The 18,260-nt window shown below is 47.1% G+C and carries 17 protein-coding genes; 1 reads left to right on the top strand and 16 read right to left on the bottom strand.

The genetic code is table 11. The annotated features are described in order from the left end of the window. Positions 1–22: 22 nt before the first annotated feature. The 11 genes from rnc to C7R56_RS06775 form a co-directional block, all read right to left on the bottom strand. On the bottom strand, positions 23–712 hold the full coding sequence (gene rnc, locus C7R56_RS06725) for a ribonuclease III (protein ID WP_107995811.1): 690 nt from the start codon (positions 710–712) through the stop codon (positions 23–25). A gap of 198 nt (positions 713–910) precedes the next feature. Further along, on the bottom strand, positions 911–2,683 hold the full coding sequence (locus C7R56_RS06730; RefSeq protein WP_107995812.1) for an oligopeptide ABC transporter substrate-binding protein: 1,773 nt from the start codon (positions 2,681–2,683) through the stop codon (positions 911–913). Positions 2,684–2,698: 15 nt separating this feature from the next. Next, positions 2,699–3,535 (bottom strand): ABC transporter permease, encoded by an 837-nt coding sequence (locus tag C7R56_RS06735; RefSeq protein ID WP_234402609.1) that lies wholly within the window; start codon positions 3,533–3,535, stop codon positions 2,699–2,701. Positions 3,536–3,691: 156 nt separating this feature from the next. Further along, positions 3,692–4,654, bottom strand: coding sequence for an ABC transporter permease (locus C7R56_RS06740; protein ID WP_107995813.1), 963 nt, complete (start codon positions 4,652–4,654; stop codon positions 3,692–3,694). A gap of 2 nt (positions 4,655–4,656) precedes the next feature. After that, entirely contained in the window at positions 4,657–5,598 is a 942-nt protein-coding gene (locus C7R56_RS06745; RefSeq protein WP_107995814.1) for an ATP-binding cassette domain-containing protein, read from the bottom strand. Between the two features lies 1 nt (position 5,599). Further along, the gene (locus C7R56_RS06750) at positions 5,600–6,613 is read right to left on the bottom strand and encodes an ABC transporter ATP-binding protein (RefSeq protein WP_107995815.1); all 1,014 of its coding nucleotides are present in this window, start codon (positions 6,611–6,613) and stop codon (positions 5,600–5,602) included. A gap of 197 nt (positions 6,614–6,810) precedes the next feature. Beyond that, positions 6,811–7,062: an acyl carrier protein gene (locus tag C7R56_RS06755; RefSeq protein WP_107995816.1), complete on the bottom strand. Its 252-nt coding sequence runs from the start codon at positions 7,060–7,062 to the stop codon at positions 6,811–6,813. A gap of 111 nt (positions 7,063–7,173) precedes the next feature. Continuing rightward, the gene (gene plsX / locus C7R56_RS06760) at positions 7,174–8,214 is read right to left on the bottom strand and encodes a phosphate acyltransferase PlsX (protein ID WP_107995817.1); all 1,041 of its coding nucleotides are present in this window, start codon (positions 8,212–8,214) and stop codon (positions 7,174–7,176) included. A gap of 27 nt (positions 8,215–8,241) precedes the next feature. Next, positions 8,242–10,302, bottom strand: coding sequence for an ATP-dependent DNA helicase RecG (gene recG, locus C7R56_RS06765; RefSeq protein ID WP_107995818.1), 2,061 nt, complete (start codon positions 10,300–10,302; stop codon positions 8,242–8,244). A gap of 98 nt (positions 10,303–10,400) precedes the next feature. After that, a complete protein-coding gene (locus C7R56_RS06770; RefSeq protein ID WP_107995819.1) occupies positions 10,401–12,071 on the bottom strand; it encodes a DAK2 domain-containing protein in 1,671 nt (556 codons plus the stop codon). A gap of 43 nt (positions 12,072–12,114) precedes the next feature. Beyond that, positions 12,115–12,477 (bottom strand): Asp23/Gls24 family envelope stress response protein, encoded by a 363-nt coding sequence (locus C7R56_RS06775; protein ID WP_086941655.1) that lies wholly within the window; start codon positions 12,475–12,477, stop codon positions 12,115–12,117. Between the two features lie 342 nt (positions 12,478–12,819). On the opposite strand from C7R56_RS06775, the gene rpmB reads away from it, so the two are divergent. After that, on the top strand, positions 12,820–13,008 hold the full coding sequence (gene rpmB / locus C7R56_RS06780; RefSeq protein ID WP_068562155.1) for a 50S ribosomal protein L28: 189 nt from the start codon (positions 12,820–12,822) through the stop codon (positions 13,006–13,008). A gap of 107 nt (positions 13,009–13,115) precedes the next feature. Here the strand turns inward: rpmB and C7R56_RS06785 are convergent, their stop codons facing one another. The 5 genes from C7R56_RS06785 to C7R56_RS06805 form a co-directional block, all read right to left on the bottom strand. Then, complete coding sequence (locus C7R56_RS06785) at positions 13,116–13,778, bottom strand: thiamine diphosphokinase (protein WP_159072187.1); 663 nt, start codon at positions 13,776–13,778, stop codon at positions 13,116–13,118. Further along, positions 13,768–14,427, bottom strand: coding sequence for a ribulose-phosphate 3-epimerase (gene rpe, locus C7R56_RS06790; RefSeq protein WP_107996020.1), 660 nt, complete (start codon positions 14,425–14,427; stop codon positions 13,768–13,770). The genes C7R56_RS06785 and rpe overlap by 11 nt, the downstream gene beginning before the upstream one ends. 13 nt (positions 14,428–14,440) lie before the next feature. Beyond that, a complete protein-coding gene (gene rsgA / locus C7R56_RS06795) occupies positions 14,441–15,343 on the bottom strand; it encodes a ribosome small subunit-dependent GTPase A (RefSeq protein WP_107995821.1) in 903 nt (300 codons plus the stop codon). A gap of 104 nt (positions 15,344–15,447) precedes the next feature. Further along, a complete protein-coding gene (gene pknB, locus C7R56_RS06800; RefSeq protein ID WP_107995822.1) occupies positions 15,448–17,490 on the bottom strand; it encodes a Stk1 family PASTA domain-containing Ser/Thr kinase in 2,043 nt (680 codons plus the stop codon). Continuing rightward, entirely contained in the window at positions 17,469–18,236 is a 768-nt protein-coding gene (locus C7R56_RS06805) for a Stp1/IreP family PP2C-type Ser/Thr phosphatase (RefSeq protein WP_107995823.1), read from the bottom strand. The genes pknB and C7R56_RS06805 overlap by 22 nt, the downstream gene beginning before the upstream one ends. Positions 18,237–18,260 lie beyond the last annotated feature (24 nt).

The raw sequence follows: 18,260 nt of genomic DNA on the forward strand, positions 1-18,260 counted from the left end.
CCTTTCCGGTGAAACTTGCTTTTCATTTTTTTAGAGATTCCAAAGCATTTTGTGCCGCTTTCTGTTCGGCGGCTTTTTTGCTTGGGCCTTGTCCTTGGCCCATGACTTTTCCGAAAGCTCGCACTTCCACGTCAAACTGTTTTGCATGAGCAGGACCGTCTTCGTTCAGGAGGATATATTGGATATCCACGTCCCCATTTTTTTGCAGTTCTTCCTGAAGGCTGGTCTTGTAATCCATCACATGTGAAAAAGCATCCTCTGTTAACTTCATGATCATGACTTGGTTAATGAATTTTCTGGCAGCTTCGATTCCTTGGTCTAGGTATACGGCTCCGATGAATGCTTCAAATACATCACATAGCAAAGCCGGACGTTGCCTTCCGCCCATATTCTCTTCCCCTTTACCCAAACGGATATAGGAGTCGAAATGGCAGTCCTTCGCGAAAGCGGATAAGCTTGGCTCGCAGACGATCTGCGCACGCAGACGGGTCATTTTGCCTTCATGCCACGTATCATAGGTATGAAACAAATAATCGGAAATGACGACTTCCAAAACTGCGTCGCCTAAAAATTCCAATCGTTCATTGTCCTGCAATGCCAGATGACGATGCTCATTCACATAAGATGAATGGGTAAATGCTTCATGCAAAAGTTTCTCATTCCTGAAAACAATCGAGAAATCAATTGCTATTTGTTTGACTATTTTTTCCAATTCGTTCCCTCCTTTCCTTGAATGGACTCCTTGCTGTCAAGGTACTTTTGAAAATAGAGTCCTTTTTCATTATACGACAAATGCTTGCCATAAGCACGCAAATTTCGTTCTCGAACAGTCTGTCCGTTTTCATAAGAAAGAGGCTCAGACAAAAGTCCAGGCCTCTTCCTCCTTTCTGTTAAATAAACTGAGCGCGCTTTACCGGACTGGTTCTGCTGACGTCAGTTCGATGGTTTCCCAGCCTCTGGTTGCACCATAGCGGATATTGAAGTTCTTGACGCGGTTATTGACAGCAAAAATCTGCGTACGCCAGAAAGTGGGGATGACAGGAACTTCCTCAAACAGCAACGCTTGCCATTCTTGATAGATTTCCATCCGCGCATTTTCGTCCAAGGCAACCTCAGCGTTGATCTGATCCAATAAGGTGTCATTCTTTTCGTTGGTCCAACGGGTATAATTGAGAGAACTGGTACGACCAAACATTTCGGTCGGATTGGGATCCATGCCTGTCCCCCAGGTTGCTTGATAGACATCGATAGCCGGACTGTCGGATGCAAGCATGTCATGGAACTTCTGATATTCAATTAATCTTCCTGTGGCGAGCGAGACATCCAAACCGATTTCATGCCATTGCTGGATATAGTAGGCAACAACCGTCTCCGTAGCGTCTCCCCCTGCCACGGCCGCAAAGCTGATTTTGAGCGGCTCTCCGTCCGGTGTTTCCCGAAAACCATCGCCATCACTGTCCAGATAGCCGGCCTCATCCAGCAAGCCTGCGGCTTTTATAGGGTCGTAACTGAAGCCCTTTGACTCATCCTCACTGAATCCTTCAAACGCTGGCGGAATCATAGCGTTTGCCGGTTGCTGCAGCCCGTCGAATAGCACCGCGGCAACAAATTCATTGTCCAGTGCATATGCCATCGCTTGCCGCAATGCCGCATTCGCCATTTTTGAACTCAGATTAAGGCTGTTGTTGCCTGATTTAACATCTTGGGATCCTAATTTGAACCCGATGTAAGTTGTCGCCAATTCTTCTCTGCCCAGCAAGGTTATATTGTCGAAATCTTTGTAGCTTTCGTAAGAACTTGCCGGCATGACAGCGACGTCGTAATTTCCTGCTTCCATTTCGGATACGATTGTTGCCGACCCGACTAATTCAACAAGGATATTATCCAGTTTCGGTTTCCCTTTCCAATAATATTCATTGGCTTCAAAAAGGACCGACTCGCCCGGAACAATGGCCTTGACCCGGAACGGACCCGTCCCTACCGGTTGTTCCCGCAGTTGGGACGACCTCATCATATCAGCTACAGGGACACGTTCCAGTTGGTGCCTTGGCAGTGGTTGGCTCCACAAGGCTCCTCCTGCCTGCATAAGGGACGGATTCAATTCTTTGAAAGCAATGGTGAGGTGCGTATCATCCAAAACTTCGATACCGGCAATCGTATCTGCAGTGCCTTCATGGTATTCGCTCATGCCCACGATAGTCGCAAAAGCCTCTCCATAAAGGGATCCGGCATAGTCCGGATGCCCGATCACCTCATAGGCATACAGGATATCATCGACTGTAAGTGCCGCTCCATCCGACCACTTCAGGTTATCCCGTAATGTAATCGAAACTGTTTTTAAATTTTCATTGCGCACAAACGTGGCCATGCCATCTTGCGTAAGCTGAAACTTCTCATCATACGTAAAAATGGATTCATGGGAAAAACCCATGAGTTCTTCGTCGTAAGCATCTTCGGAAAAAACAGGGCTAAAAATACCTTGGAAGGAGGATTCGGCAACCAGAGCATATTTCAACACTCCGCCGGCAATGGCAGGAGCATCGCTGTTCATGACAGTATCGAATTCTTGGATGACAGCTGATGAATTGGACAAGTCTCCGTCCGTTTGCAATAAGACATCCTTGTTTCCGCAACCCGCCAACAGCGCAGCCAACAAGAACGGAACAATCATTTTATTCAGCATACCTCATCCTCCTTATTATCCTTGTATTTGTTTAGCATCTGCCGCACGCCGCAATGCTTGTCCGACATAAATGATGCACAACAACACTGCAAAGATGAGTGTGGATGCTGGTAACCATACCCATACATAATTTTCAAAGACTGTGGGGGAAATGGCATAGCGCAGCAGCTTGCCTATACTCGGCATGCTGTATGGTAACCCTAAGCCCAAAAAACTCAAACCTATTTCCATCCCGATATTCCTTGCCAAGGACATCGTCGTATTGATGATGACCAGGGAACTTAAATTAGGCAGGATTTCACGGAACATGATCAGCAAGTCACTTGTCCCTGCAGTTCTGGATGCCCGCACATAGCCATGTTTGGCCTCCGCACGCGTCCGGTTACGAAAAACCTTCGATTTCCCAGCCCAGCTGAATGCGCTCATAAGCAATATGAACGTAAAGAAATTGTATTCCGATACGATGGCTACCAGCACGAGAACCAATACACTTGCAGGAAGAACCATGATGGAATCAACAGAGCGCATAAGAAGGACATCCAGAATCCCCCCGTAGTAGCCTGAAAACAGACCCAATCCGATTCCGATAAATCCGGTCAAAACTGTCACGGCGGTCCCAGCCACTAGCGAGGTACGCGCTCCCAGCAAGAGTTGGCCCAGTATATCCCGTCCTGCTTCATCCGTCCCCAACAGATGGGTTTTCCCCGGCGAAGCATACCTGTTCAACAAGTCTACCTGCAGGACTTGACTCTCATCAAAAAAAAGAGAGCCAACAAAGACCAAAAACAAGAGCAAAACGAGCGTACCAAAAGCAATGACCGCAAACTTGTCTTTTCGGAATTCTCTTAGCATACCGCGGAAATCAACAACTATTTTGGTTTCCTCATTCACTTCGTGGCTCAAACGGTTCTCGCCTGCCGCAATGGAGGCAAGCTCCGTCTTCAACTCTTCCATTCTGCCTGCTTTCTTTTCTTCCTCCGTATTCAACATATCCCCCCTTCCCTCTTGCTATCTCATCCGGACGCGCGGATCCACAATGGTCAAAATGATGTCAGAAACTAACGTGCCAATCAAAGCGGCCAGCCCATAAATAAGCAACAGAGCCACGATGACACTGAAGTCGCGTGATTCTAAAGAACTGATGAATAATCGGCCGATCCCCGGGTAGGAGAAGATGTATTCGATAAAAATGCTGCTCCCTATGAAACCGGTAATGTCATAGCCCAACAGAGAGGTTACCGGCATACTCGCGTTCCTGAAGATGTGCCTCCGATACACCATGCTCTCCGGAACGCCTTTTGAGCGGGCTGTCAACACGTAATCTTCTTGTTTTGCCTCGATAATGCCTGACCTTAAACGTTGGATGTTGCCGGCGGATGCCGAGAGTGCAAAAGCCAGCGCCGGCAGCGCTAAGTGGTGGAGCCTATTCCAAAGAGAGGCAAATATGCTCTGCGTTTCCGGCAACAAGGGCATCCCCCGCGTCGGAAACAATTCCAGTTGAAATCCAAAAAGCCAAACCAACAACAGGGCAACAATGAAAATCGGCAAGGCAAAACTGATGTTGTTCAAAAAACGAATGACTTTATCACCCAAAGAACCATTAAAACGCCCTGCATAAATGCCAAGCGGAACAGCAATCAGATGCGACAACAAGAGTGAGGCCATTGCCAACCAGAGTGTGTTGCCAATCCTTGCACCAACCAGAACACCCACAGGCATCCGGTAAGTGTAACTGAGGCCGAAATCCCCGCTGAGCATATTTGAGATCCATTGCAGATACCGAACAGGCCATGGGTTGTCAAGAACTGCATTCGCTTGGATCGCATCGACGCTGCTCTGCTTCATCCCCGGAATGATCAGCCCAGTCAGAGGATCTCCGGGCATCCATTGAGCCAATGCAAACACCAACAAACTGAACGCCAACAGTTGCGGAATGATAAAGAAGAAGCGTCTCAGAATTCTGTTCCACATCGCTAACGCTCTCCTTTCGATGGTTTACCGGCAATCCGATGCGTTTCCGACAACGGGATCAAATCCCCGACGCGACCGTCCTTTGCCAGATAACTCCCCATGCTTTGTTTGTATTCTGATTCTATTTCCCGCCGCAGACGCTTGTGCAACTCCCGGTTGCCCGGATCCAGGTTCGGAATTGCGGAAAGGAGCCTTTTCGTATAGATGTGCTGCGGGTTGAGGTAGATGTCCTGCCTGTCCCCGTATTCCACGAACCTCCCCCGGTACATGATGGCCAATTCATCGCACATCTGCTTCACCACGCCTAGGTCATGGGAAATGAAAAGGTAGCTGAGTTTGTATTGTTCTTGGATGCGTTTCATGTAATTCAGCACTTGCGCCTGAACGGAAAGGTCCAATACCGAAACGGGTTCATCAGCTATGACAAATTTTGGCCGCAGGGCAACCGCCCTTGCCAAAGCGATGCGTTGCCTCTGCCCACCGGTGAATTCGTGGGGATACTTCCGCAGCGCATCTTCCGGCAACCCTACCATTTCCAGCAGTTCCAGCACGCGTTTTTGCTCTTCCTGCTGGGATAGCTGCTCAAAATTATGCAAAGGTTCGCAAATGATCTGACCGATTTGTTTTTTCGGATTCAGACTCGCACCCGAATCTTGAAAAATCATCTGGACATTGCGTTTGTGGGCTGACTTCCGCTTTCCTATCGCAGCGGTTACGTCAGTGCCTTCATAAATGATTTTGCCGGCAGTGATCCGTTCCAATCCGACGATTGCTCTTCCGACAGTTGATTTTCCGGACCCTGATTCGCCCACTAGACCGTAATTTTTCCCTTCTTCCAGGGACAGACTGATGCCATCGACGGCTGCAAGGCTCTTTTTGCTGGATAAGAAGCCGCTCTTAAGCGGGTAGTGAACCTTCAAATCTTTGATTTCCAAAAGTCCCATCCTATTCACTCTCCCCTTCAAAACGGAACGACTCATGGCACGTGCACCTGACAAAATGTCCCTTAGAAATCTCGTGCATTTTTGGTGATTGTTCATGAGCGGAAAAGGGAATCCATGGAATCCGTCCGGCAAAACGACAACCTTGCTTAGGCAATTGCTGCAAGGAAGGAACATCGCCTTGAATCACATACAGTTCCCCGGAATCCGTGTCGAGTGCGCTATTCGCTTGCGGCATTGAACGCAACAATGAACGAGTATACGGATGCTTCGGATCCGTGAATAGATCAACGACATCAGCTGTTTCGACAATCTGTCCCGCATACATAACGGCTACTCTGTCCGCAATTTCGGCTACGACACCCAAATCATGGGTGATCAGGATGATGCCGGCACCCGTGTCGTCCCTCACTTCGCTCAACAGATCCAATATTTGAGCTTGAACAGTGACATCCAAAGAGGTCGTCGGTTCATCGGCAATGATGATCGGCGGAGCACAGGCGACAGCAATGGCAATGCCGACCCGTTGGCGCGCTTCACCGGACAGCTCATGCGGGTAGCTTGCGGCTGTTCCTTCCGGATCCTCCACTTTAACTTGGACCAATAATTCGCTCACACGCAGTGAACGTTCCTCTTTTGTCATCCTGGAATGGTAAAGCAGCACTTCTTCTATCTGTTCACTTACCGTCATCAAGGGATTGAGGGCCGAAAGGGGATCTTGAAAAACCATCCCGATATCGTTTCCTCTTATGCGGTTATAAAGAGCTTCATTCAGATCGATGAGATTCAGGTTCTGATAGATGATCTCTCCCGAAATTCGGGTATTCGCCTTGTTGTGGAGTCCGACGATTGTGGTTGCCAGTGTACTCTTCCCACAGCCGGACTCTCCGACAATCGCCAAAATTTCATTTTTTTCCAGACTGAAGGAAACATCGTCCACTGCATCGTAATAGTTCTCCTGCATCCGGAATGCGGTGTGCAATGCGTTTATCTCCAGCAAAGGTCTTCCAAGTCCCATCGTGCGCCTCCTTCCATGCTTATATAACTAACTTGATGAAATATCTCCTAACATTATACGTTTAAGCACATGCAAAAACAACCGCTATTTCATTCACTTTTAATGCATTTCATATTTCTGCCATAATCAGCCTTCTTGGCCTGAAAAAAAAGCAACATTGGCATTTGAAAACCGTCAACGTTGCTTCTGTCGTTAAATTATTGCGATCCTTTTTTTTGAGAATCGATGTAGTCGACTGCATCTCCTACTGTGATTATCCTCTCAGCATCTTCATCGGAAATCTGTACAGCAAAGACATCTTCCAGTTCCATAACGAGTTCAACAATATCCAATGAATCCGCCCCAAGGTCGTTTTGGAAAGTCAACTCTCTCGTAACTTTTGCTTCATCGACACCGAATCGTTCAATAACCATCTTGGCTACTCGCTCAAAAGTATTTGTATCTGCCAAGCGTTACACCTCCATTATCGTTCCATAACCAATTACATCACATTTACTGAAAATATTTTGTAAAGGCTCACATCTATTTTACCCATACGCTAATCTTTTGTCTATATTTTTTTATTCCTGCTCAGTTTTGCTTACAGGCTGGGCATTCATTTCATCAAAGTGCTTCACGACGTCATCGATGACGTTTGAACTGATGATTTTGCGGATTTGCTTCACTGTGTGGTAGACAGCGATTTTATCCGCAGATCCATGCGTCTTGACGACCGGCGCCCGCAGTCCGAACAGCACGGCTCCTCCGTGCTTCGAATAATCCATCGTATCTTTGATTTCTGAAAAGGAATCCTTGATCAGCATTGCGCCGATTTTTGTCTTCAGGCCGCCTGAAAGCAATTGGGCTTTGATCAACTTCAGCAAGGCCATTGCCGTTCCTTCCATCGTTTTCAGCACGGCGTTCCCGGTGAAACCATCTGTCACGACGACATCCGCAGCGCCCAACAAAATTTCCCGCGCTTCAACATTGCCTGTGAAATTGAGTTCGGAGTCCTCTTCCAACAACACATAGGCTTTTTTGGACAGTTCGCTGCCCTTCGTCGCTTCGGAACCATTGTTCAACAAAGCGATCCTTGGGTTTTCGATACCTTGCACAAACTTGGCATAATACGAGCCCAAAAGGCCGAACTGGTAGATGTTTTCCGGTTTGCAGTCAGCATTTGCGCCTGCATCCATCAACAGGAATTGTTCATTCTCCTTTCCGATGACGGGCAGAATCGGCATCAAGCCGGGTCTGTCGATCCCTTTGATCCGGCCGATGATCAATAATCCGGCTGCCAAAAGCGCACCTGTATTCCCTGCCGAAAATAATGCGTCGGCTTCTTTATTTTTGACTGCTTGTGCAGCAAGCACCATCGAAGCTTGTTTTTTCCTGCGGATTGCCTTCACGGGTTCGTCGTCGCTCTCGATCTTTTCGGTCGTATGAATGATCGTGATTTTCCCATCTTCGGCATATTGATTCCCTAACGCTTTGCGAATTTTGGCTTCGTCACCAAAAAGCAAAAATTCTAAATCATTAAATTCTTTGGCAGCCATTAAAATGCCCTCTACTATTGCTTGGGGCGCAAAATCCCCGCCCATCGCATCGACAGCGATTTTCATAGATTGTATACCTCACTTTTGTTAGTTTCACTGTAATCTCTTCAACTTCTCTTTTTCGCGTTCGACTGCTTCCCGCAAACTTTCGTAGGCAGGATTGCTTTCAAAGTCTTGTTCGCGCGTGATTTGGATAGCGTCATTGTGCGCAATATCCAAGATGACGGCATCCCGCACGATGTCTCCGGATTTGAAATCTGGCAAGCCTGATTGTTTGTTTCCGAAAAGATCGCCTGGTCCACGCAATTCCAAATCGCGTTGACTCAGGTAAAAACCGTCAGTCGACTCCACCATGATGCGCATGCGTTCCTTGCCGTTATCGGTTTTCGGATCGGCAACCAGCACACAATAGGATTCTATGTCTCCCCGGCCGACTCGACCCCGCAATTGGTGGAGCTGGGATAACCCGAATCGATCGGCATCCTGGATGACCATCACTGTTGCATTTGGCACATTAAGACCCACCTCGATGACTGTCGTCGATACCAGTACCTGCAGCTCGTTGTTTTGGAAACGGCGCATGATTTGATCCTTTTCTTCGGACTTGAGTCGGCCATGCAACAGACCAATTTGGTATTTCCCTTTGTAATAAGCCGTCACGGCTTGATGCACATCTTCCGCGTTCTTGACATCCAGCGACTCGGATTTCTCGATCAGCGGTGTGATGATGTACGCCTGTTGTCCATTATCCATCTGTTTCCGGATGAACTCAAGCACATTTTCGATTTTGTCCGATTTGTTCCAGACGGTTTTGATCGGTTTTCTGCCGTCGGGCATCTGGTCAAGCACCGAAACGTCCATTTCGCCCATCGTGGTAATCGCCAACGTTCTCGGGATCGGCGTGGCAGTCATATATAAAACATTCGGGTTGTTCCCTTTTTCGTTCAGCTTGTGCCTCTGTTGAACACCGAAGCGATGCTGCTCATCAGTGATGACCAAACCAAGGTTGGCAAAAACGACATCCTCTTGGATCAGGGCGTGGGTTCCGATGAGGATATCCAAGCCGCCTCCTGCAAGCCGGTTCAACAATTCTTTCCGGTCTTTTGCCTTCGTACTGCCGGTTAGCAGGGCAACGGAGACATCAGTGTATTCGAACAGGCTCTGCAAGGTACGAAAATGCTGTTCCGCCAAAATTTCAGTAGGAACCATGAACGCCCCTTGGTACCCGCCCAGGACGGTAGCCATCAGGGCGACCACCGCTACGATCGTTTTGCCGCTGCCCACATCCCCTTGCAACAGCCGGTTCATTTCATAAGGTTTGCGCAGATCCCGGCATATTTCGTTGACGACCTTCTTTTGTCCATCGGTCAGTTCAAATGGCAAAGTCGCTATGAAACCCTTCAGCTTGTCCACATCATACAGGATCGGAATGCCTCGGTTATTGGTTTTCCGGCTCAACTGCAGCAATTGCAGGCGCACCTGGTAAAGGAAGAATTCCTGATAGATGATTTGCCGTCTGGCTTGTTCTGATTCTTCATCATTTTTGGGAAAGTGCATCGCTCGGATAGCTTCCCGATGGCTCATCAGATGATACGTCTGCAGCAAATGCTGCGGAAGAATCTCGGGAATGACCGGAGAATACAGCTCGATCGCCTGTTTGATCAGATTCAGGACGGTCTGCTGCTTGATCGTCTTATTGACGTGATAAATGGCTGCATAATCATCCTGTCCGTTCGAACTGCCGAGGATCTTCATCCCTGCCAAACTTTGACGTGCGCGTTCCCATTTCCCGAAGATTGCAACCTCATCCTCAAGCAGGATTTTTTGTTTTAGGTAAGGCTGATTGAAGAAGGTTACCGAGATGATGGCATCTTCGATGGCTAATTTGAATGATAGCCTGCTTTTTTTAAAACCGTAATGATGTACGACCGGAGCCGTCACGACTTGTCCTTTCAGCGTCACTTTGTCCGAATCCTCGATTTCGTCCAATGTTTTGACTTTTATGTCCTCATAACGGAAAGGAAAATGTGTGATCAGATCATAGATCGTATCGATGCCCAACGAATGCAGCGCCTCGACCCTCTTCGGTCCTACATGGGGCAACTCCCCGACTGGATCATAAATATCCAATTGCTTGTTGTCTTCCGTTTCCATCCGTTCGCCTCCTTTCTTCCGGGAGCAGGACAGTTTATCTGGCCAACCGTTTTTGAAAAAGAAAAGCCGAACAGAGAAACTCGTTCAGCTTTTTCAGATTATTCTACAGAAAGAAGATAACTGTATACCGGTTGATTTCCTTCTTGCACTTCCACTTCCAAAAAGTCATATTCCGCTTCAATGACCGACGCAATCTCTTTGCTTTCTTTCTCATCGCTGTCTTCCCCGAAGATGATGGTGACGATTTCGCTGTCATCCGTGATCATTTTTTTCAGGGTTTCTATCGTTGCGGCTTTTCTGTCCTTGTCGGCCGTCAGTATTTTTCCGTCGACGATTCCCATGAAGTCGTCCTTAGTGATGGCCAATCCGTCTATGACTGTGTCGCGCACGGCATTCGTGATCTGTCCGCTGACTACATTTTCCAGTTCGGCAGTCATGTTGGCTTTATTGGTTTCCAAGTTCTCTGATTCATTGAAGGCAAGCATAGCTGTCAGACCTTGTGAGATTGTCTTCGAAGCCACTACAACCACATCCGCATCAGAAACTTCGGCAGCCTGATCTGCGGCCATGAAAATATTTTTGTTATTCGGCAAAATGATTGTTTTTTCGGCATTTGTGCTTTCGATCGCTTTAAGGATGTCCTCCGTGCTTGGATTCATCGTTTGTCCGCCATTGATGATCGTGGAGACGCCCATGCTCTTAAACAGGGCATGCACACCTTCGCCGGCAGCAACAGCTATCACACCATAAGGAACTTTTTCAAGTTTCTTGGCGGGCGCATCAGCTTTTTCAAGGACTGCATCATGTTGCATGCGCATATTGTCCACTTTGATTTTCATCAGAGAGCCGAATTTTTGGCCATAGTTCATGACTTCCCCTGGATACTCGGTATGCACATGGACCTTCACGATTTCGTCATCCGCAACGACCAATAGGGAATCCCCGATTTCGTTCAGATGATTACGGAATGTGTCGTAGTCAAAGACGTCCGTCACGGTTTCGCCTTCGCCTAGTTTGACCATGATTTCTGTGCAATAGCCGAATTCAATATCTTCTGTCGCAATGGAGTGCGAAACATTATGATAATTTTCTTGGTGAGCGATTTCGGTTACGTCTGCTTGCGCGGTGACTTTGTCGGCGGAAGGCACTTTTTCTCCAGTCAATGATTCCAGGAAACCTTCATAAATGTATACAAGTCCTTGTCCGCCACTGTCCACGACGCCTACCTCTTTCAATACCGGCAACAGATCCGGCGTCTTGTCCAACGCAATCTGCGCGACTTTGAGTACTGTCCCCATCAAATCAATGATATCATCCGTGTGTTCGGCTTTTTTCATACCGGCTTTGGCGGATTCACGTGCAACCGTCAAAATGGTGCCTTCCACAGGTTTCATGACCGCTTTATAGGCTGTCTCAACGCCGTGGGAAAATGCTTCAGCAAAATCAGTTGTATTCAAGGTTGTTTTTCCTTCGATCGCCTTCGAAAAGCCACGGAACAGCTGGGATAAAATGACGCCTGAGTTCCCTCTAGCCCCCATCAATAAGCCTTTAGCCAAGTCCGATCCTAATTGATCTATTTTTGTAGCATTCGACAGCCTGACGCGTTCGGCTCCGGATGTGAATGATAGATTCATGTTTGTGCCCGTGTCTCCATCCGGAACAGGGAACACATTCAAAGAATTCACATATTCTGCATTCTCACTAAGACGTTCGGCGCCGATTGCGACCATCGCCTTAAAGTCTTCCGCTGTTAATTCAGTTTTCTTCACCTTATAATCCTCCTTCACCACAAAGCATGGTGATCTGTAATCTTTAGTCCTTTAATACTCTAACGCCTTGGACGAACACATTCACTGTATTCGCGGAAAAGCCCAACATCATTTCAAGATTATATTTGACTTGTGTTTGAACATTCCGGCAAATTTCAGAAATTTTTGTTCCGTAGAGTACAATGATATAAACATCAACAGCTACTCCATTTTCTTCTTGGCGAATCACGGCACCGCGTGAATAGTTCTCTTTTTTCAATATTTCACTGATATTATCTCTGATTTGATTTTTGCTGGCCATGCCGACCACGCCATAATTATCCGTTGCGGCGCCGCCTACTACCGTAGCGATTACGTCGTTCGATAAGTCAACCATCCCATATTGTGTTTGGATTTTAACTGCCATTTATAATAGCCTCCTTAATGTATGCACACAATCGTTAATTACAAATTATGATAGCATATTTTATACAAAAGAAATAACTTTTTGCGATTAAATTTCTTATTTCCGATCGATTTACGGCAATTTTGACTTTTTTTCGAAATATTTTCAGAGTTTTCTCATCTCCCGTTCCATCCTCTTTGAGGACGGCCAAATGCGAGTATTTGATGAGTGCATGATAAAAAAAAGAGCTGTCAAGTATTTTTCCTTTAAAACAGTTGCATTCACTTTTGAATTATGATAAATTAATCAAGTGTATGAATTGGAAAGAAGCTTTGCTTCTGTAACAGCAAAGGAGGAAAGAAAATGTCAAAAGAATGTTTCGTAACAGGACGTAAAAGCCGTTCAGGTAATAACCGTTCCCACGCTATGAACTACACTAAACGTACTTTCAAGCCTAACTTACAAAAAGTTCGTATCTTAGTCGATGGAAAACCTAAAAAAGTATGGGTTTCAGCTCGAGCTTTGAAATCTGGTAAAGTTGAAAGAGTATAAAAATATAGATGAGCCCCGGGACCACGCCATGATTCCAGCTCATCTTTTTTTATTACAGTTTAAAAAATAAAGGAAAGAGGCCCCGGCAAAATCGCGGCTCCTTTCCTTTATTTGCATTTGTCAACACTTTGGATGACGGCCAAAAGACCTGATTCAAAAGAAAAGTGCATCTCAGCCTCTTCAAACTCATTGCTGACCAAAGCTACCGGATAATCGTAATCTTTTCCATTCAAAGAATAAACTACTCCGGTCAGGGTCAATTTCTTGATTGGGGTCATGCCAATGAACGACAAATATTTTTTATCCGTTTCTTTTTCCAGCACATAACTGCCTGGCATGTAAAACCGCAAGGTATTATGCCGATCCATTAGGCTGATTTTGCCGTCCATCCCTTTCATGAGCGGATGGAACGCCAACCATAAATTGCTCATCAGATGGTCCAAACGCCCACCGAAGGCACCCAAAAGAATGATTTCCTCCGGCTTGAACGTTTCAATCGCATAGGCAATGGCGGCTTCAGTATCCGTTTCATCTTTTTGCGCCGGCAGAATGCGGCAGACGTGACTTTTCAGTTTGATGTTTTCCATTTCTGCTGAGCTAACGGAATCAAAATCACCGATGGCCGCATCGAAATGGGTAAGCAGTTCCGCAAGCGTCAACGCTCCCCTGTCCGCACCAATCAACCGATGGCTTTCCGAATAGCGGTGGACCAAGGCAGCGACATCCGTCTGGTCTCCGCCGACTACAATCACCACTTTCTCAGACCGCATTATGGCAAGCATCCTTCAATCGGCTGATGGCAGCTGCTGGATTTTCGTCGTCATAAATGTAGGAACCGGCTACGAATACATCCGCACCCGCCTGAATGCACTTGACGATCGTCTCATGTGTAATGCCGCCATCGACTTCGATTTCGTAATGATAGCCATGCTTTTTGCGCAAGGAAGCCAGCTCTTGGATTTTGTCCAGGGTGCTTTCGATGAAACCTTGGCCTCCGAAGCCCGGGTTGACGGTCATGACGAGCACCATATCGACATCGCCCAAAACAGGTTTGATGACATCTACGCTTGTGCCCGGATTGATGACGACGCCCGCTGCAATGTTTTCATTTTTGATCATCTGGATCGCCCCATGGATGTGGGCAGTGGCTTCTGCATGAATCGTGATGATGTCGGCGCCGGCCCTGGCGAAGGCCGGGATCAGATTTTCGGGTGTGTTTACCATCAAATGGCAATCCAACGGTAATTTTGTGTGCGGACGGATTGCCTGAACAACATTTGGACCCAACGTCAAATTTGCGACGAATTGGCCGTCCATGGCATCGATGTGGATATAATCGGCGCCAGCTTGTTCGACCAACTTGACGTCCCGCTCTAAATTCGCGAAATCAGCACTTAATATGGATGGAGCAATTTTCATTTTCACACACACCTTATCTCTTATTTTTTTTTATGTACATCGGTTTGCGTCCGACGATTTCCTCATGGAACTGCAGATAGTGTTCGTACCTGTACGGGGCAACCTCTCCGGAGGCAACTGCCTCTTTCACCCGGCAATTCGGCTCATTGATGTGCATGCAACCGCCGAATCGGCATTGATCGCGTAGCGCTTCAAAATCCGGGAAAAAAGAAGGCAGATCGACCGCTTCAATGTCGATCAAGTCGATTGTGCTGAAACCGGGTGTATCGGCAATCAGAGCCTCCCCAACAGGATGCAACTCGACATGCCGCGTCGTATGGCGACCCCTACCCAAGGCGGTCGAAATTTCGCCTGTCAGCAAATCCAATTCGGGCATCAATTGATTCAACAATGTGGATTTCCCGGCACCGGATTGGCCCATAAACACAGCCATCCCTTTGCCCATGGTCGTAACCAACTCCTCCAAAGAGGAAGCTCCCTCGGGATAATCCGATAAAATCATCGTGTATCCGATCGATTCATAGTAAGTTTTGTACTGAAGCATATCCTTCTTGGCTTTTTCATCCAACAGATCTATTTTTGTAACGTAGATGATGGGACTGATGTTGTTTGCTTCCAGGTAAACCAAGAAACGATCCACCAAATAGGAAGAAAAATCGGGTTCGATCGCCGACATCACAATGACGCCAAAATCGACATTCGCCACAGTCGGACGAATCAATTCATTTTTCCTTGGGTAGATGTCCAACAGAACACCCTCCGTTAAGTTGTCACTTTCGAAATCGACAAAATCCCCAATAAGCGGAGCCATGTTTTTCACGCGGAAGTTCCCTCTTCCTCTCGTCTGATACGTTTGACCGTCCACATATATATAATAAAATCCGCTTATTGCTTTCCTGACTTGTCCTTTTTGCAAATCGACAACGCCTCCTAGTTTAGTTCTTTCTCTCTATTCTACACTGTTCTACAAAAAAATGACAAACCATTTTGATGTTTGTCATTTTTGTAGCCTATATATTTCTATTGTTTAAGTTCCGAAGCTTCGTTGATGACTTCGCCATCTCTTTCGATCCGGTAAGAAGCTGAGTTGCCTTCCAGAATACGGAAATTCAATGTCACGACCTCATCCGCTGCTATATCGAACTCACGGAAAACGTCACTGAGGACATGATCTTCGTCCTGCACATAAATGACGATGTGGTTGGGTTCGTTGGTGGAACTACTGACGGCCGCATTGCTGTTGGCATTTTCGCTGCCTTGACTGTTGCTGCTCTCAGAAGCGGGTTGCGGTGCGGCTGCCGCGAGATAGGGAATCGTGATGGTACGGCTGAAGGAAACCACTTGCGGCTCTTCAGGACCTATCGAAATCACCACATTCAAGGCATCCCCAGATACAAATGGAGACCCGCCTGCAAGACTTTGGCTTACGACCAAGCCTGCTGCAATCGTATCTGAATAAGCTTCAGTGACCGTCAACGCGAGCCCGTATTGTCCTGCATAATCCTCGACGCTCTTTCTCGTATATCCCGATAGATCGCGCATAGTATAGGATTCATTTCCGTCACTCACCAGAAATGACAGCGTAGTTTCGCTTGGTTTCACTTCCGCGCCAGGCTCTAAGCTCTGGCTGATGATGTCGCCTTCAGCGACTTCGCTGCTGAATTCATGTGTCCTTTCGATCGTAAAGCCTTCTTTACGCAAGTCTTCCAGAACACTGTCATATTCTTGCCCTTCATAGTCGAGAAGCGTGAACAATTCCTCGCCCAGACTGATGACCAGGTCGATTTCATCACCGGCTTTAACGGATGCACCGATTTTCGGCGACGTTTCAATGACAGCATCTTCTTCGACTTCATCGCTGTATTCTTCCGTTATATTCCCCAATACCAATCCCGCATCTTCCAATGCAAGCCGTGCACTGGCTTGATCCATATCGGACACATCCGGCACAGTCACTGCATCTGCTTCCTGGTTATTGTAAAAGAAGAAGAAAAAGCTGGTAATCAGACTCAGCAGCAACACCACGAAGAGAACGAATGTCCATTTCTTTCGTTTTTTCTTGCCTCCAGCGACCTCCCGCCCTGATTCGTATTCGTGGATCGGTTCAGCTTTCACGGTTGTTGGAGGTGAAACAATCGTTTTATCGCTGTCCGCTTTGGCTACGACTTCAGCTGATAAAGGTGTGAGTACTTTTGTTTCCTGCAACAGCGACACTGGCATAAAAGGTGCTTCGTGCAAGCGCTCCTCATTCAAGCAAGTATCGAGATCCGCCATCATTTCTTCACAGGTGGCGTAACGATCTAGAGGTTCTTTCGCCGTGGCCTTCATGATGACATTTTCCAAACTTTGAGGGATCTCCGGATGATTCTCCCGAATGAAAGGCATCGGTTCCTGAAAATGCTTCAGGGCGACGCTGACAGCTGATTCTCCATCGAATGGGACCGCCCCGCTAAGCAATTCGTACAGGACAACTCCTAAAGCGTAGATGTCTGATTTTGAAGTGGCCATACTTCCTCTGGCTTGCTCTGGAGACAAGTAATGGACGGAGCCCAATAGCGTATTCGTCTGGGTGATCGATGTTTCCGATAGTGCAACAGCAATTCCGAAATCGGTAATTTTGATGCGGTCCTGATTATCGATCAGAATATTTTGTGGTTTGATGTCCCTATGGATGATCCGATTTTTGTGGGCCAACGCCACAGCCGACAAAACTTGGTGCATGATATGGATCGACTTCTCCGGCGAAACCCTGCCTTGAATGTCGATATATTTTTTCAAATCCGTGCCATCGATGAATTCCATCACGATGTATTGCACTTCATCTTCTTCATCCACATCATATACACCTACGATGTTCGGATGGATCAATTGTGTGGCTGAGAGGGCTTCACGCTGAAAACGGCGCAGGGCATCCTTATTGTCACGGAAGTCAAAACGCAACACTTTGATGGCGACCGGACGATCTAAAATCAGATCATGGCCCAGATAAACGTTCGCCATCCCGCCGCTTCCGATATGACGGACGATTTTATAGCGCCCGCCTAATTTCTTTCCTGCCTCCACATCGGTTCCCCCTCTCTATCAGTAAAATCAGCCAAAAGTACTGTGATGTTGTCCAAGCCGCCAGCCGCATTCGCTTTATCGACCAAAGAAAGGACTTTTTCTTCAAGCGGAAGCCATTCCTTCAGCATCTGGGCAATTTCTTCATCATCCATCATGTTGGTCAAGCCATCGGAACAAAGAAGCAACAAATCACCCTGCACAAGCGGCATGGCCATGATATCGATATCCAGTTTCCTGGAAACACCCAAGGAACGCGTCAAAATGTTCTTTCTTGGATGATGCTGCGCTTCTTCCGGGGTTATTTCCCCTGACTTGATGAATTCATTCACCAAGGAATGGTCTTCCGTGATTTGACGGAGTTTATAATTTCTGTAGACATAAGCCCGACTGTCGCCGATATTGGCAATAATGATTTCCTTGCCTACGATGGCCGCAGCCACCAAGGTCGTCCCCATTCCATCCAGGTCACTGTAATCCAATGATTTTTGAAAAACCAGATCATTGACGCGCTGGATGTTGGCGATCAGCCAACGGGACAATTCTTCGCTATTCGTGAAACGGGATCCCTTCCAAGCTGCACCCAGGTGGGATACCCCCATTTCGCTGGCGACATCACCAGCCTTATGGCCACCCATGCCATCGCATACGATCATGAGCGATTGCTGGGCTTCATTCACGAAATAACTTACATAATCTTGATTGATTGCTCTATTTTTGCCTCTATCACTTTTGAAGGCTATCTGCATTCTTTCCCCTCAATTCTTTCTTAA

Origin of the sequence: Trichococcus paludicola, from assembly GCF_003052295.1 — a bacterium.
Taxonomy (GTDB): Bacteria; Bacillota; Bacilli; order Lactobacillales; family Aerococcaceae; genus Trichococcus; species Trichococcus paludicola.